15 protein-coding genes are annotated in these 15,986 nt (G+C 72.3%); 6 read left to right on the top strand and 9 right to left on the bottom strand.

What is annotated here, in order from left to right; genetic code table 11:
• Positions 1–268: 268 nt before the first annotated feature.
• Positions 269–1,213 carry an alpha/beta hydrolase gene (locus tag ABD340_RS10240; protein ID WP_344588455.1) on the bottom strand — a complete coding sequence of 315 codons (945 nt, stop codon included), beginning with the start codon at positions 1,211–1,213 and terminating at the stop codon, positions 269–271.
• Positions 1,210–2,655: an aldehyde dehydrogenase gene (locus ABD340_RS10235; RefSeq protein WP_344588454.1), complete on the bottom strand. Its 1,446-nt coding sequence runs from the start codon at positions 2,653–2,655 to the stop codon at positions 1,210–1,212. The genes ABD340_RS10240 and ABD340_RS10235 overlap by 4 nt, the downstream gene beginning before the upstream one ends.
• A gap of 118 nt (positions 2,656–2,773) precedes the next feature.
• On the opposite strand from ABD340_RS10235, the gene ABD340_RS10230 reads away from it, so the two are divergent.
• The 6 genes from ABD340_RS10230 to ABD340_RS10210 all read left to right on the top strand — a co-directional run bounded on the left by ABD340_RS10230 (position 2,774) and on the right by ABD340_RS10210 (position 8,793).
• Entirely contained in the window at positions 2,774–4,324 is a 1,551-nt protein-coding gene (locus ABD340_RS10230) for a flavin-containing monooxygenase (protein WP_344588452.1), read from the top strand.
• A complete protein-coding gene (locus ABD340_RS47905) occupies positions 4,321–4,494 on the top strand; it encodes an SDR family oxidoreductase (RefSeq protein ID WP_425547328.1) in 174 nt (57 codons plus the stop codon). The genes ABD340_RS10230 and ABD340_RS47905 overlap by 4 nt, the downstream gene beginning before the upstream one ends.
• A complete protein-coding gene (locus ABD340_RS10225; protein ID WP_344588451.1) occupies positions 4,491–5,252 on the top strand; it encodes an SDR family NAD(P)-dependent oxidoreductase in 762 nt (253 codons plus the stop codon). The genes ABD340_RS47905 and ABD340_RS10225 overlap by 4 nt, the downstream gene beginning before the upstream one ends.
• 86 nt (positions 5,253–5,338) lie before the next feature.
• The gene (locus ABD340_RS10220; protein ID WP_344588450.1) at positions 5,339–6,691 is read left to right on the top strand and encodes an MFS transporter; all 1,353 of its coding nucleotides are present in this window, start codon (positions 5,339–5,341) and stop codon (positions 6,689–6,691) included.
• 54 nt (positions 6,692–6,745) lie between these two features.
• Entirely contained in the window at positions 6,746–7,879 is a 1,134-nt protein-coding gene (locus ABD340_RS10215) for an alcohol dehydrogenase catalytic domain-containing protein (RefSeq protein ID WP_344588449.1), read from the top strand.
• Between the two features lie 128 nt (positions 7,880–8,007).
• The gene (locus ABD340_RS10210; protein ID WP_344588448.1) at positions 8,008–8,793 is read left to right on the top strand and encodes a FadR/GntR family transcriptional regulator; all 786 of its coding nucleotides are present in this window, start codon (positions 8,008–8,010) and stop codon (positions 8,791–8,793) included.
• Between the two features lie 160 nt (positions 8,794–8,953).
• Here the strand turns inward: ABD340_RS10210 and ABD340_RS10205 are convergent, their stop codons facing one another.
• From ABD340_RS10205 to ABD340_RS10175, 7 genes are all read right to left on the bottom strand, one after another.
• Positions 8,954–9,706, bottom strand: a complete 753-nt coding sequence (locus ABD340_RS10205; RefSeq protein WP_344588447.1) for an SDR family NAD(P)-dependent oxidoreductase — start codon at positions 9,704–9,706, stop codon at positions 8,954–8,956.
• A 40-nt stretch (positions 9,707–9,746) separates the two neighbouring features.
• Positions 9,747–10,550 (bottom strand): enoyl-CoA hydratase/isomerase family protein, encoded by an 804-nt coding sequence (locus tag ABD340_RS10200; protein ID WP_344588446.1) that lies wholly within the window; start codon positions 10,548–10,550, stop codon positions 9,747–9,749.
• Complete coding sequence (locus ABD340_RS10195) at positions 10,547–11,719, bottom strand: acetyl-CoA C-acyltransferase (RefSeq protein ID WP_344588445.1); 1,173 nt, start codon at positions 11,717–11,719, stop codon at positions 10,547–10,549. The genes ABD340_RS10200 and ABD340_RS10195 overlap by 4 nt, the downstream gene beginning before the upstream one ends.
• A 159-nt stretch (positions 11,720–11,878) precedes the next feature.
• Positions 11,879–12,208, bottom strand: a complete 330-nt coding sequence (locus ABD340_RS10190) for a Rossmann-fold NAD(P)-binding domain-containing protein (protein WP_344588444.1) — start codon at positions 12,206–12,208, stop codon at positions 11,879–11,881.
• A gap of 52 nt (positions 12,209–12,260) precedes the next feature.
• A complete protein-coding gene (locus ABD340_RS10185; RefSeq protein ID WP_344588443.1) occupies positions 12,261–13,454 on the bottom strand; it encodes a thiolase family protein in 1,194 nt (397 codons plus the stop codon).
• On the bottom strand, positions 13,454–15,589 hold the full coding sequence (locus ABD340_RS10180) for an acetate--CoA ligase family protein (protein WP_344588442.1): 2,136 nt from the start codon (positions 15,587–15,589) through the stop codon (positions 13,454–13,456). The genes ABD340_RS10185 and ABD340_RS10180 overlap by 1 nt, the downstream gene beginning before the upstream one ends.
• Positions 15,586–15,984, bottom strand: a complete 399-nt coding sequence (locus ABD340_RS10175) for an AtuA-related protein (RefSeq protein ID WP_344588441.1) — start codon at positions 15,982–15,984, stop codon at positions 15,586–15,588. The genes ABD340_RS10180 and ABD340_RS10175 overlap by 4 nt, the downstream gene beginning before the upstream one ends.
• Positions 15,985–15,986 lie beyond the last annotated feature (2 nt).

Raw genomic sequence — 15,986 nt, 5'->3', positions numbered from 1 at the left:
TGCGCCGGATGGTCAGCATCGCTGCGGACGGCGGCGCTGCCGTTTTTCTTACGCCCCGGCCCTGGCGGGTTCGGCCCGCTGCCAAACTTACCGCGGCGTCTGGAGCCGGGGACCAGGCGGCGGTCGTCTCCGCAGCGCGGTGAGCGGCCTCGGGGAGCACGGAGGCCCAGGTCTTTCCGGACTGCGGGTCCACACGGCCGCACCGCCGGTACACCGCAGGCCAGGGACACGTTGCTTCGCCGGGACGACGATGCGGCGTTGCTCCGGATCAACGGGTGCGGAGGCGGCGTGCGACGGTCTCGATGATCTCGGTGCGCGATCGGCGGGAGACGGCCGCCGGCACCGTCGACGAGCGGTGAAAGGTTCCGGGGAAAAGGTGCAGCTCGACGCTGACGCCCGAATGTAGAAGCCTCCTCGCGAAGTCAAGGCCCTCGTCGCGGAGTGGGTCGAGTTCGGCGAGCCCGATGTAGGTGGGTGGGAGCCCGGCGAGGGTCTCGGCTCGGGCGGGGACGGCGTACGGCGGCACCTCGTCGCGGTCCGAGCCGAGATAGTGCGCCCAGGACAGTTCTGCTGCGGCTCGCGTCCAGACGGGTGTGGTCGTGAACGTCTTCATCGAGTGCGTCGTCAACCGGTCGTCGAGCTCTGGGGATTCGAGCACGAGGTGCTGGACGCCGATCTCCCCGCGGTCGCGGGCGAGGAGTGCGGTGGCTGCGGCGAGGCCGCCGCCGGCACTCTGCCCGCCCACCGCGAGCCGCTCGGTGTCCACACGTGCCGCGCCGTCGTGCAGACTGCGGAGGGTGGCGTAGCAGTCGTCGAGCGCGGCCGGGAATGGATGTTCCGGGGCGAGCCGGTAGTCAGGCACCGCCACCACGGCCTTCGCACGGGCGGAGAGTTCCGCGCAGAACTCGGCCTCGAGCGCGGCGGCGCCGACGGCGAACCCGCCGCCGTGCACCCACATCAACGCCGGGACGGCGGTGGGTCCGGGCGGCGGCTGGAAGAGCAGGAACGGCACTTCACCGGGCGCTCGGCTCTGCTCGATCCGCACCCCCCACCGTTTCTCGAGGTCAGGCAGGCGAGCGAGCTGGTCGGCGGCGGCCGCCTCGAGGACGGTACGAGCGGTGCGGAGATCGCGGAAATCGATGTGGGGAAGCGCCGGGAGGGCGGCGAGGAGTTCCCGGTCCATCGTCGGGAAATCGGCGGGTTCGGTGCTCATCGGTGCCGCTGCACCACCTTTGTCTCCTGGTATGCGGCGAGCCCCTCGGGGCCGCCCTTGCGCCCGATGCCGGAGCGTTTGAAACCGCCGAACGGCTGGCCGGGGCAGGTGCCGTAGCCGTTGACGTGCACCTGGCCCACCCGCATGCGCGAGGCGATCCGGTCCGCGCGCTCAGGGTCGGTGGTGAAGACCGAGCCGACCAGGCCATAGGCCGAATCATTGGCGATCTTCACGGCGTCGTCATCGTCGGTGTAGGTGAGCACGCACAGGACCGGGCCGAAGATCTCCTCCTGGGCGATCCGCATCGCCGGGTCGACATCGCCGAAGATCGTCGGTTCGATGAACCAGCCGCGATCGAGGCCTGCCGGGCGGCCGCCGCCAAGGAGGATCTTCGCGCCCTCGCGGCGGCCGATCTCAAGATAGTCCTCGACGCGCGTGCGCTGGCGCTCCATCGTGAGCGGGCCGAGGTCGGTCTCGGGGTCCATCGGGTCCCCGACTTTCAGCGCCGCGGCCTCGGCGACGATGCGCTCGACGAACTCGTCGTGCCGGCTCCGCGGCACCAGTATCCGGGTCTGCGCGCTGCACACCTGACCCGAGTTGCCCATGCCCGCCCTGACCAGGGTGCCGGCCAGGGCGTCGAGGTCGGCGTCATCGCACACGATCGCCGGTCCTTTTCCGCCGAGTTCGAGGGTCACCCGGACCATCCGCCGCGCGGCCGAGGCCATGATCGACGCCCCGACCGCCGTGCTTCCGGTGAAGGCGATCTTGTCGACCTCGGGATGCTCGACCAGGTAGGCGCCCAGGTCGCGGTCGCCGGGCAGGATGCTGACGACGCCGGGCGGCAGATCGGCCGCCACGACGGCCTCGGCGAGGACCCGGGGCGACAGCGGCGCCTCGGCTGCGGGCTTGATCACGATGGGGCAGCCCGCGGCGAGCGCCGGCCCGAGCATGAAGGAGATCCCGGGGACCGGCGCGTTCCAGGGGGAGATCCCCAGCGCGACCCCGACGGGTTCCTGCCGCACGGTGAGATCGGACCCGAGCCACTGCCGCCGCTCGGTGAAGCCGCCGGCGATCGCCATCTCGGCGTAGGCGCGCAGGATGATGTCGGTGACGAGGCCGAGCGCCGGGCTCGTGCCGATCGGCACTCCGGTCTCGAGCGTGTAGAGGAGGGCGGACTCGTCCTTCCGCTCGGCCAGTGCGTCGGCCAGCCGCAGCAGCGCCCGGCCGCGCTCGGCCGGTGCCATGCGCGGCCAGGGGCCGTCGTCGAACGCCCTGCGCGCCTGGCGCATCGCCTCGTCGGCCTCGGCCTCGGCCACCCGGGGGATCGAGCCGATGACCTCCTCGGTGAACGGGGAGATCACCTCGATCCGCTCTTCGGACTGCGCGGGCACCAGGGCGGATCCGATCAGGAGGTCGGTCCGGTGCAAGCTCGCCGCGGTCACGGCAGGGTCCACTGTCGCCATCTCACCCTCTTGGTCGTCGGACGGTCGCGCCCAGTCTAGACAAATACTCGAAACATTCCTATGGTTTCTCCAATCCGCGGACGAGGAGGGCGACGCAGTGGCTGACCTGCCAAGATCTGAGGAGTCGGCGCCGGTCCGGACCGACGTAGTGATCATCGGTGCCGGATTCGGGGGCGTGGCGACGGCCCACAACCTGCGCCGGCGCGGTGTCGGGAAGTTCGTGGTACTCGAGCAGAGCGACGGTCTCGGCGGCACCTGGTGGGACAACCGCTACCCGGGCGCGGAGGTCGACGTCACCTCCGAGCTCTACTCGCTGTCCTTCGCGCCGCACGTGTTCGGACGGACCCACGCGGGCCAGGCCGAGATCCAGGCGTACATGGAAAAGGTCGTCGACGACCATGGGCTGCGGCCGCACTTCCGGTTCGGCCGCAGGGTCGAGAGCGTGCGGTGGGCCGAGAAAACCCATACTTACCTGGTCACCGCGGCCGACGGCGGCCGCTGGGAGGCCCGGCATGTCGTCAGCTGCGTGGGCCAGCTCAACAACCCCCGCTACCCGGACTGGCCGGGCCTGCCGGAATTCCACGGTCCCTGCTTCCACACCTCCCGGTGGGATCACTCAGTGGACCTGGCCGGCAAACGAGTCGCGCTGGTGGGCACGGGCTCGACCAGCGCGCAGGTGCTGCCGCCGTTGGCCGAGAAGGCGGGGCACACGTACCTGTTCCAGCGCCAGCCGGGCTGGGTGATGCCGAAACCCGACCGGGATTACACCCCGGACGAGATCGAGCGGCTCGCCGCGAGCCGGTGGCTCGTGCGCCGCAGACGGCTCCAGGCTTTCGCGCAACTGGAGAGGATGCGGCGGGTGGCCCGCCTGGGAACCCGGGCCAACCGCCGGATGCAGGCACTCGCCGAAGAGTACCTGCGCACCGCGGTGCCGGACGCGAAGCTCAGAGCACAGCTGACTCCTGACTACCCCTACTACGGCAAGCGTCCCGTCCTCACGCAGTACTACTACCCGGCGCTCGCGCGTGAGGACGTCACCCTCGTCCCCCGGGCCGTCGAGAGGGTCACTCCGACCGGCGTCGTCGACGCGTCCGGTGCCGAGACCGACATCGACGTCCTGATCCTCGCCACGGGCTTCCAGCCCTCCCGGTTCCTCGCCACCTTCGAGGTGACCGGACGGGGCGGGACCCGCCTGCGGGACGCGTGGGGTGCCGAGCCCAAGAGCATGCTCGGCATGATGGCGGTCGGCTTCCCCGACTTCTACGTGACCTACGGCCCCAACACCAACGGCGGGGTCCTCACTTTCACGCTCGAACGGCAGGCGGAGTGGATCGCCGACGCGATCGCCCACGCCGAGAAGACGGGCACCAGCCTCGAGACCAAGCCGGGTCCCGTCGAGATCATGGACCGGCTCCTGGTGCGCCGCAACGACTCCTTCGTCTGGTCGCGCACCGGCAACAACTACTACACCTCGGAATCCGGCCGGGTCGTCACCCAGTGGCCGTACAGCCAGAAGCTCTACTGGCTGCTCACACGGCTGCTCCGGCCGGCGCTGGTGTGCCAGGCGACCGCGCGGCGCGAGACCCGCCGGGCCGAACCGGCGCCCGCGGCGTCCGATCTCCTGGGCATGGATCCCGCCCGTGACTGACGCGACGTCGTCGCCGGGTCGGCACCGGCGAGGACGTCGCCCACCTCTGCCGGTTCCTGCTCAGCGACGCCGCCGCGTTCATCAACGGTGCCGACATCGTGATCGACGGCGGCGCCCTCGCGGCCTTCGAGCCGCCGCGCCCCGTCGCAGTGGGGAGTGAGCAACGGTGATCGACTATGGACTCGACGGGCGGGTGGCCGTGGTGACCGGGGCCGGCTCGGGGATCGGTGCGGCCTGCGCGAAGGTGCTCGCCCGATCCGGCGCCCGCACCGTGGTCACCGATGTGGACGCGGCGGCGGCCGGACGGGTCGCGCGGGAGATCGAGACGACCGGGGCAACGGCGACGGCCGTCGCCATGGACGTCACCCGGCCCGCGAACGTGGCGGAGGTGCTCACCGGGGTCGCGACCACGTTCGGCGCCCTCGACATCGCGGTCAACAACGCGGGGACGGGTGTCCCCACAACGCCCACCGCCGAGCTCGACCCGCGGGATTGGAAGCGCGTCATGGAGGTCAACCTGGACGGCACCTTCCACTGCCTGCGCGCCGAACTGGCGCTCATGGCCGGGCGAGGCGGGGGCGCGATCGTCACGATGTCCTCCGTCCTCGGCGCCGTCGGGTCCGAGGCGGGCAGCTCCGCCTACACGGCGTCCAAGCACGCGATCATCGGACTCACCCGCAACGCGGCGCTCGAGTACGCCGGCCGCGGGATCCGGGTCAACGCGGTAGGGCCGGGGCACATCCTGACCCCGCTGGTCGAGCGATTGGCGAGCGACGAGACGAAGCGGGCCCGGGCAGCGCAGATCCCCCTCGGCCGGCTCGGCGACCCGGGCGAGGTCGCCGAACTCGTCGCCTGGCTCTGCAGCGACGCGGCCTCGTTCGTCACGGGGTCCTTCTACCCGGTCGATGGCGGATACCTGGCCAGATGACGCGAAGTGGCGTCACGCCGACCGCCGCGATCGACCTCAGCACCAAACCTCAGTGATCGTCCCACCCCCCACGAGGAGACACTCCCATGGCAATGGTCACGCCCCCTCCGACCGGAAGGCTGAGCGGCTCAATGATCGCCGCCCTCTGTGCGGCGATTCTCGTGTTCGACGGCTACGACGTCTCGGTGTTCGCCACGACGATCCCTGCCCTCCTGGACTACCGGCCGTGGGGACTCGACGCGGCCGACCTCGGGGCGATCGCGAGCCTCGCCCTGGTCGGCATGCTGATCGGCTCCCTGCTGTGCGGCTTCGCCACCGACCTGCTGGGCCGCAAGCTCATGCTGATGGCCAGCACGGGCTGGTTCTCGGCGTGCATGGTCGTCTGCGCACTCGCACCGACGATCGAGGTCTTCGGCCTCTTCCGGTTCCTCGCCGGGGTCGGACTCGGTGGCGTGATGCCGACCGCGATCGCCCTCGCGGTCGAGTTCGCCCCGCGGGAACGGCGCAACCTCGTCAACGCGATCCTGACCGCCGGGTTCCTCATCGGCACCCTCGTCGCCGCCCTGCTCGGGATCGTCGTCATCGAGGCGTTCGGGTTCCGTCCGATGTACGCCATCGCGGCCCTGCCGCTCCTCGTGCTGCCCGTCGCCTGGTTCATGCTGCCGGAATCGGTCGAGTTCCTGGTTTCCAAGCGCCGGCTCGGCGAGGCGCAGGCGGTGGCCCGCAAGTACGGACTGGACGTCCCCGCCGCGGACGACGAGCGGGTGACGGCGGCCCACGGCGCCGGCCGGTCCTCGCTGCGCGCCCTGGCGAAGCCTCCCCTGCCGGCCGCGCTCGTCGTGTTCGGGATCGGCGGGCTCGTCGTCCAGCTCTTCATCTACGGCCTGAACACGTGGCTGCCGCAGCTGATGCGGATGGCCGGGTACCCCCTCGGCTCGGCATTGAGCTTCCTCGCGACCATGTGCGTCGGCGCGATCCTCGGCGGCCTGGTCATGTCCTGGTTCGCCGACCGGATCCGGCCCAAGCGGGTCGCCCTCGCCGGATTCGGCATCGGCGTCGTCGCGCTGGTGATCCTGAGCGCGGGCCCGCCGACGCCGGTGCTCTACCTCGGCGTCGCCCTCGCCGGGGTCGGCGGCAGCGGCACCGCGGCGATCCTGAACGGTTACGTCGCCACCTGGTTCCCGGCCGCGGTCCGCGCCTCCGCGCTCGGCGCCTACATGACCATCGGACGGCTCGGCGGGATCCTCGCCCCGCTTGCCGGGGGCTGGATCGTCGCCTCCGGCCTGCCGGTGGCCTGGACCTTCTACACGCTGATGGTCCCGACGGTCCTGGGGGTTCTCGTCGTGCTGCTGATGCCCGACGGCGCCGCCCGCGGCGACGAGCATGCGGCCGCCACCGGCACCGGACCGACGACCGCCCCGCTCAACGAAGCCCTGTGATTTCCTGGAGCGGGCCGTCCCACCGCTCCACCGCGAACGATTGGACCGATCCCCTTGCGTGAGCTGCACTCATCAACGCTCCCTGACACCGCGCCGGCCGCGCTCCTGCCCGAGTACGGCGCGGAGCTGGAGCTCGCCGAGGTGCGCGTGCCCCGCCCGGAGCCGGGCGCCCTCGTCGTGGAGGTCGAGGTCGCCTCGGTCTGCGGCAGCGACGTGCACACCTGGCAGGGCTCGGTCAGCACGCTGCCGATCACCCCGCCGCTGGTCCTCGGGCACGAGATCGTCGGCCGGGTCGCGGCGATCGGGGAGGGTGCCGTGCTCGACTCGGTCGGCACCGAGCTGCGCCTCGGCGACCGGGTCGTCTGGGAGCACGAGTCCTGCGGGAGGTGCCGAATGTGCAGCGTCGAGCGCCAGCCGACCCTCTGCCCGAACCGGCGCGTCGGGATGTTCCGCAACGCCCTTGAGTTCCCCTACACGGCCGGAGGCTTCGCGCAGTACTCCTACATCTGGCCTCGGTCCGGACGCCTCCGTGTGCCGGACGCGGTGGCGAGCACCGCCGCGGCGGCGTGCAGCTGTGCGCTCCGAACGGTGGTGAACGCGTTCGAGCAGCTCGGGCCGGTCGACCACATGTCGCGGGTCGTGGTGCAGGGCAGCGGGCCGCTCGGGCTGTTCGCGACCGCGATGGCCGCGCGGCATCATCCGCGCAGCCTGGTGGTGGTCGGGGCTCCGGACGAACGGCTCGACCTCGCTCGCAGGTGGGGCGCCCACACCGTCGTCTCGGTCGAGGCTCATCCGGATCCCGCCGATCGCGTCGCCGCAGTGGAGGAGGCCACCGGCGGCGGACCGGACGTTCTTCTTGAGATGTCCGGGGCGCCGGGCGCGTTCGCTGAGGGTGTGCTCATGGCGGCGCGCAATGCCCGCTACGCCGTCGTCGGGACCCTGGCCGGGCCGGCCCAGGAGGTCGCGGTGCCCCGCATCGCGGGCCGTGGCCTGCGGATCACAGGTTGCCTGGGCGCGGACATCGGGTCGTATGAGCGCGGGCTCAGGTTCCTCGAGCAGGCGGGCGACGAGTTCGACTGGGACGCCATGTTCTCCGGGCGCGTCCACGGCCTCGCCCAGGCGACGGACTCGCTGCGCAGCCTCCGGGAGATGAAGGAGATCAAGCCGATCGTCGATCCGTGGACCTGACCCGGTACATCAAACATTGACTAACATACGCACAGATCTTGCCCATGCGCCTCACTTCCACGGGATTCTGGGTGCATGAAACAGGCGAAAGGTTCGATGAAATACGCCGTCTTCGGTATCGTTGCCACATGATGGAGCCAGGCGTCCAGCGGGAGGAACGACAGCCGTCCGGCGATGAGCCGGCGCGCTACCGGCGTCCAGAGAAGGTCTCCGAAGCGCTGGCTCGGGACATCGTGCACGACATGGTGAACCGTGGTTTGGAGCCGGGAGCCATGCTGCCCTCCGAACTGGAGATGGTCGAGCACTACGACGTGGGGCGCGCCTCGGTACGCGAGGCATTGCGAATCCTGGAGGTCCAGGGGCTGGTGGTGATCCGCCCGGGGCGTGGGGGCGGTCCCATGGTCGCCGAGGCGGGGGCCAAGTCCTTCGCCCGTACGGCCTCGCTGCACTTCCAGGTGGCGCGGGCGACCTTCCGGGAGCTGATCGAGGCACGACTGGCGCTGGAGCCGATGATGGCCGGGCTGGCGGCGGCCCGGCGCGATCCGGACACGGTCGCCGCGCTGACCCATGCCGTGGAACTCACCAAGGAGGCGATGGTCAGCGAAGACAGCGACACCTACATTCGCGGGGCCACGGCGTTCCACGACACCGTCGCAGGGGTCTCGGGCAACCGGATCCTGGACCTCGTCGGCAAGTCACTGAAGATCATTTACACGGACCGCGTCGTCCGGTACGTCTACCCTCCCTCGCATCGGCACATGGTGGCCGACAGCCACGAGGAGATCGCCGAGGCGATCGTGAAGGGCCGGGCGAAGATCGCCGAAGAGCTGATGCGGGAGCACATGATCGACTACACCGCCCAGCTGGAGCAGCGGTTCCCCGACCTGTTCGACGAGATCGTCGACTGGAGCTGACCGGCGTACCGCCCGCCTCGGACGCGACGGCGGACACCGACGGGTCGATGTCGACCAGGACCAGCGACGCTCCCTCCGCGGCGGCGCGGCGGGCCACCGCGTCGCCCATCCCGCGCGTCACGATCAACGAGTGCCCGTTCAGCAGGCCCAAGTCACTCCTTCACTGCTTGGCCGTCTCGCCGCCGTCGATGACGTAGACGGCACCGGACACGAACTTCGCCACCGGCGAGGACAGGAAGCAGACCAGCGGGCCGAACTCCTCGGGGTCGGCCATCCGCCGGGCGGGGATCTTGCGCACCCGCCTCCGCAGGACCTCGGGATCACCGGTCACGTACGCCTGCGCCTCGGTCGCGAACGCGCCCGGCGCGATGGCGTTGACCTGGATGTCGTACCGGGCCCACTCGGCGGCCAGCGCCTTGGTGAGCTGGATCGCGGCGCCCTTGGAGGCCGAGTACGCCGCCAGCGCCGCCTTCCCGAGGATCCCGGAGGTGGAGACGATGTTGACGATCCGGCCGCCGCCCCGCTCGACGAAGTGGCGGCCCGCGGCCTGCGACAGCACCGCGATCGCCGTGACGTTGACCTCCAGGACCTCGTCGAACACGGCCATGTCCATGTCGAGGAAGTCCGCCGCGGGCGCGATGCCGGCGTTGTTGACCACGACGTCCACGCTCGGCAGCCGCTTCGCGGCCACGTCGACGAGCGCGGCGACCTGTTCGCGGTCCCGCATGTCGCAGACGTGCGGGTGGATCGTTCCAGCGAACTTCTCCCCCGCCAACTCCCGCAGGCTCGATTCGGTACGGGCCACGGCCAGCACGTGCGCGCCCTCGTCGGCCAGGGCCCGCGCCGCCGCGCGCCCCAGCCCCTTGCTGGCGCCGGTCACGATGGCCCCGCGCCCGGCCAGATTCAGATCCATGGCTGCTCCGCTCCCGTCCTGCCCGTGTTCAGAGGCGTGTTCACGGCCCGGTCCGCTCGTGGCGCGGGACCCAGGAGGGCTCGCGGCCGTCGAGGAACGCCGCGGCGCCCTCCTTGATGTCCTCACCGAGATGGAACGGCATGACCAGGAACTGGGCGGCGTCCACGGCCTGGTCGGCGGGCATGTCGGCGAGCAGGCCGAACGCCCGGCGGCCGAGCCGCGCCGCGTACGGGCTGACCCGCTCCAGCTTCCCGGCGAAGTCCCGGACGCCCTCGGCCAGTTCGTCCGCCGAGTCGTACAGGCGGTTGACGAAGCCGAGCGCGTGCGCCTCCTCCGCGCCCATCGGCTCGCCGGTGAACATCATCTCCAGCAGCCGCTTGCGCGGGAGGGCCCGGCACAGGTGCGCGACAATGATCATCGGGAAGATGCCGACCTTGATCTCCGGCATCGCGAACCGCGCCCCCCGCACCGCCAGCAGGATGTCGCACATGCCCGCCAGGCCCATGCCGCCCGCGTAGGCGGGGCCATTGACGGCCGCGATGATCGGCTTGTCGGCGCGCAGCACCAGCCGGTGCAGCTCGACGATGGGCTCCGGCCACTCGAACGCGGCGGCGGTGCCCATCTCCGAGAACGCGCCCATCTGCCTCAGATCGCCGCCCGCGCAGAACGCCGACCCGCTGCCCGTCACCACGACCGACCGCACATCCGGATCGGCGAAGTGCGTCCGGAACGCCGCGGTGACGCCCTCGGCGGTGGCACGGTCCAGCGGATTGCGCCGTTCGGGCTGGTCCAGGACGATCCAGCCCAGGCTGTCCTCGCGCCTCACCTCCACGGTGCCGCTCACACCCGCTCCAGGATCGTCGCGTTCGCCATGCCGCCGCCCTCGCACATGGTCTGGAGCCCGTAGCTGGCGCCGGTGCGGCGCATGTGGTGGACCAGGCTCGTCATCAGCCGGGCCCCGGTGGCGCCGAGCGGGTGTCCGAGCGCGATGGCGCCGCCGAGGAGGTTGGTACGGTCCGCGCCCACGCCCGTCTCCCGCTGCCAGGCGAGCACGACCGGCGCGAACGCCTCGTTCACCTCGTACAGCTCGACGTCCCCGGCCGCCAGCCCGGCCTTGGCCAGCACCTTCTCGGTCGCGGGTATCGGCCCGGTCAGCATCATGACCGGATCCGAGCCGACGACGGCCCTGGCCCGGACGGTCGCGAGCGGGGAGAGCCCGTGCCGCTCGACGGCCTCCGCGGAGGCGAGCAGCAGGGCGGCCGCACCGTCGGAGATCTGGCTGGAGACGGCCGCGGTGAGGGTGCCGCCCTCGCTCAGCGGTTCGAGCCCGGCCATCTTCTCGGCGGTGGTGTCGGCGCGCGGCCCCTCGTCCCTGGCGAGGCCGTTCACCTCGACGATCTCCTCGTCGAACAGCCCCTTCTCCCGTGCCGCGACGGCGCGCGCATGGCTGCTCAGAGCGAAGGCCTCCATCTCCGTGCGCGGGATGTCCCAGTGATCGGCGATCAGCTGCGCGCCGCGGAACTGGCTGATCTCCCGGTCACCGTAACGCTCCGCCCACAGGCCGCCCTCGCGCGGCATCCCCATCCCGTGCTCGGCGCCGACCACGGCGGACGACGCGATGGGGATGCGGGTCATGACCTCGACCCCGCCCGCGACGACCAGATCCTGGTCCCCGGACATGATCGCCTGCGCGGCGAAGTGCACGGCCTGCTGGGACGAGCCGCACTGGCGGTCGACCGTGGTCCCCGGGACCGACTCCGGCAGCCCCGCCGACAGCGCGACGATCCGGGCGATGTTGGTGGACTGCGCCCCGATCTGGCTCACGCAGCCGAAGATCACGTCATCGACCGCCGCGCCGGCGTCCCCGCCCAGGCCGCGGCGTTCGAGCAGCGCGGCCACGACGTGGCCGCCGAGGTCCGCCGGGTGCGTCCCCGCGTGGCCGCCCTTGCGCCGGCCCACCGCGGAACGCACGGCCCCGACGATGTACACCGGCCTGTTCGGCGTCGCTCCCATGCCCATCGCTTACCTTCCCGTCCATACCGGACTGCGCTTCTCGGTGAACGCCCGCGCGCCCTCGGCCGCGTCGGCCGAGGAGCGGACCGGCTCGGAGATCTCCCGCTGCCGGTCAGGGCGCGTCGTACTCGTCGATCGCCGCCTCGCTCGCGGTGCCGCTCATCGCGGCGGCATCCGGATCGCGCCATCCAGCCGGATGGTCTCGCCGTTGAGCATCGGATTCTCCACGATCTGCGCGGCCAGCAGCGCGAACTCCTCGGGGCGGCCGAGCCGGCTCGGATGCGGGACCGCCTTGCCCAGGCCGTCGCGGACGTCGTCGGGCAGGCGGTCGGCCGTCTGCTCGGGGTCGGTCACGTCGGCGGCGGCGAACCTGCCGCCCAGCTCCTCGGCGACCTCTCCCCCAGCGGATCCGGGCAGGTCGAGCACGGTGACCCGCGCGCCCGCCGCGGCCGGCCGCCGCGCGGTGGCCCAGGCCGAGCCCGGACGCACCACCGGTGACCAGGGCGGGCCTTCCTGCGATCTCCATCGGTCCGCTACCTCCCTAAAGCCTCTCGATCACGGTGGCGTTCGCCATCCCGCCCGCCTCGCACATCACCTGGAGGCCCCACCGGCCGCCGGTGCGTTCGAGGTGGTTGAGGAGGGTGGCGAACAGCCGGGCGCCGGACGCGCCGAGCGGGTGGCCGAGTGCGATGGCGCCGCCGGCCGGGTTGAGCCGTTCCTCGTCGATCCCGAACTCGGCCTGCCAGGCCAGCGGAACGGACGCGAACGCCTCGTTCACCTCGACGGCGTCGATGTCGCCGATGTCCAGCCCGGCCCGGTCCAGCACGCAGCGCGTCGCCGGGATCGGCGCGGTGAGCATCGCCACCGGGTCGTCCCCGACCACGGCGGTCGCGGTGACCCGGGCGCGCGGGCGCAGGCCCAGCGCGGACGCCCGCTCCGCGCTCACCACCAGCACCGCGGCGGCACCGTCGGTGATCTGGGACGAGTTGCCCGCGGTGACCGACCAGGAGATCTCCGGGAAGCGTCCGGCGATCGCGGGATCCTCGAACGCGCACGTCAGCCCGGCCAGCTTCGTCCTCGTGGTCCCGGCGCGTATGGTCTCGTCGGCGGTCACCGGTGCGTCGCGGTCCGGGACCCGGATCGGGACGATCTCGTTCGCGAACCCGCCGGCCCCCGCGACCGCGGCGGCGCGGGTGTGCGAGCGGGCCGAGTAGGCGTCCATCTCCTCGCGGCCGAGCCTCCAGCGGGCCGCGACCAGCTCGGCGGCCACCCCCTGCGAGATCATTCCCGGCGCGTACCGCTCGGTGACCGAGGGCCCGTACACGTCCGCGCCCATCCGGGCCGACCCCATCGGCACCCGGCTCATCGACTCGACACCGCCCGCCAGGACGAAGTCGTACGCGCCCGCCATCACCCCCTGCACGGCGAAGTGCAGGGCTTGCTGGGACGAGCCGCAGCGCCGGTCGATCGTGGTCGCCGGAACGTGCTCGGGGTAGCCGGCCGCCAGCCAGGCCTGCCGGCCCGGGGTCGCCGCCTGCTCGCCGCCCTGGCTGACGCAGCCGATGATGACGTCGTCGACCGCGCCGGGGTCGATCCCGGTCCGATCCACGATCCCGGCGAGGGTCTGGGCGAGCAGTTCGACGGCGTGCAGGCCGCTGAGCGCGCCGCCTTTCTTCCCCTTGCCCATCGGGGAGCGCACCGCGTCGACGATGACGGCGTCCTTCGTCCCGGGCATCACTCCTCCTCGTTCCGGTCCCGGGTCACGATCAGCGCGTCGACGGCCACCGCGCCGCGTCCCGCCGGGCGCACCAGGAGCGGGTTCACGTCGAGTTCGGCCAGTCGGCCGGCGTGGTCGGCGCCCAGCTCCGAGAGCGCGACGACGGCGTCCACCAGCGCCCCGGTGTCGGCGGGAGGGGCGCCGCGGAAACCGTCGAGCAGCCCCCGGCCGCGGATCTCGGCGATCATCTCGCGGACCTCGTCCGGGGCCACCGGGGCCGGGCGCAGCACCGCGTCGTCCAGCAGCTCGGCCATGACCCCGCCCGTCCCGAGCAGGACGAACGGGCCGAACCGCGGATCGGCGACCAGCCCGGCGATGATCTCGACGCCGTCGGTGACCTGCTCCTGGACCAGCAGTCCGTCGGCCTCGGCGCCGCCCAGGTGGCGGCGCGCGTTGGACAGGACCGCCTCCGCCGCCGCACGCACCTCCTCGGCCCCGGTCAACCCGAGAACGACGCCGCCGGCCTCGGTCTTGTGCGCGATCCGGCCGCTGACGACCTTGAGCGCGACGGGGTACCCGATGCGTTCGGCCGCTTCCACCGCGGCGGCCGCGTCGGGAACGGTCGCCGACTCGGGCCCCCGGATGCCGTAGGCGCCCAGTAGCGCGCGGGCCTGGGCCTCGCCGAGCGTGCCGCCGCCGTGCGGGAGGTCCCCGCGCGGGACCGGCCGCACCGGGCGGGGATCGCGGGCCGCGCGGCGCCGCAGCGTCTCCCGGTGCCGGGCGAGCGCGCCGGTCGCGGTGAGCAGTTCGGCCAGGGAGGTGAAGACCGGGACGCCCGCCTCGGCGTAGGTGGCGGATTCGTCGTCGTTGAGCGCGCCGTCCATGGCGTACACCGTGAGCGGGGTCGAGCCCGCCCGCGCGGCCTCGACCAGGTTCGCCGCCGCGTCGCGGCCCGCCGAGCCGGTGAGTTCCTTGCGGGCGTACGCGACGAGGTCGATGCCGGGGTCGGCGTCGTACACGCTGTACACCGCGGCGGCCAGATCGTGCCGGGTGGCGACCTCGCCGGTCAGATCGCACGGGTTGAGCGGGGACCCGAACGGCAGCAGCTCAGTGAGCCGTTCCTGTGCGGCGTCCGTCAGCGGCGGTACGGTGACGCCGAACTCGGGCGCCCGGTCGGCGATCGCGCCGGCCTGCCCGCCCGACACCGACATCACGCCCAGCCCGGCCGAACGGGGCGCGCCGCCCGCCAGATACAGCTTCACCACCGCGACGATCTCCGACAGCTCGGCGACCCGGAGGACGCCGAGCGAGCGGAACAGCGCGTCGTAGATCCGGTCGGGACCGGCCAGCGCGCCGGTGTGCGCGGCGGCGCGGGCCGCCGCCTGCTCGGTCCGGCCCACCTTGATCAGCACGATCGGCTTGCCCAGTTCGGCGGCCAGCTCGGCGACGGCGACGAAGTCCCGGGGCCGCCGGATCGCCTCGACGAACGACACGACGATCTCGACCTCCGGGTCCTGGAGCGCGACCGACATGTAGTCGGCCAAGCCCAGGTCGATCTCGTTGCCCGCGCTGGCGTAGAGCCGGCAGCCGATGCCCTCGCGGTCGAGCCGGACCAGCAGCGAGGCGGCGGTCGCGCCGCTCTGGGTGACGACGGCGACCTGCCCAGGCCGCACGCCCTGCCCGAACAGCGGCTGGATGGTCGCCAGCGCGCCCGTGGCGAGGTTGGCGACGCCGTCGGTGTTGGGGCCGACGATGCGCATTCCCGCCTCGCGCGCCACGCCGAGCAGTTCCCGTTCCATGGCGCGGCCCTCGTCGCCCAGCTCGCCGAACCCCTGGGACGGCAGCACCACGGCCCCCACCCCGGCGGCGGCGCACTCCTTGACCGCGACGACGGTGCTGCGGGCCGACAGCGCGACGATCGCCAGATCCACCGGCTCGCCGATCGCCGCGACCGCCGGCACGCACGGCATCCCGTCGATATCGGTACGGCGCGGGTTGACGGCGTGGACCGGCCCGCCGAACCCGTATCGCCGCAGCAGATGCAGCGGCCACCAGCTGAGCGTGCCGGGCGTGCCGCTGGCACCGACGACGGCGACCGAGCTCGGCGCGAACACCCGCGCCACGTCGTGTTCGGCCCCGGTGACCTCGATCATCGGACCACCTCGGCGGGGCTCGCCGGGCCGGAGGGGTGGCGGCGTACGCCCGGCGCGTCCGGGATCTCCATCCGCAGCAGCCAGGCGTACATCGTCTTGCCGAGGTGGTCCGAGCGCAGCGACCGCGTGCCGCCGCCGTCCAGCGCGCGGGTCAGCACGAAGTTCAGCGCCATGATCCCGGGCAGCTCGTACCGGGTGACCGTGCCGCGGACGAGATCGCCGAAGTGGGCTGCGACCCGTTCCTCGGTGAGCTCGCGACACAGCAGCTCGTAGCCGTCCCGCTCGTAGGCGACGATCCCGACGTTGCAGGTGTCGCCCTTGTCCCCGGAACGCCCGTGGGCGACGTCGGCGACGCGCAGCGGGGCGGTGTCCTGTTTCGTGTCCTCGTACGTCACGG

Source organism: Actinomadura vinacea (assembly GCF_039532545.1).
GTDB classification, from domain to species: domain Bacteria; phylum Actinomycetota; class Actinomycetes; order Streptosporangiales; family Streptosporangiaceae; genus Spirillospora; species Spirillospora vinacea.
Note: the sequence above shows the minus strand (reverse complement) of the source record. Positions and strands in the feature narration are given on the sequence as shown.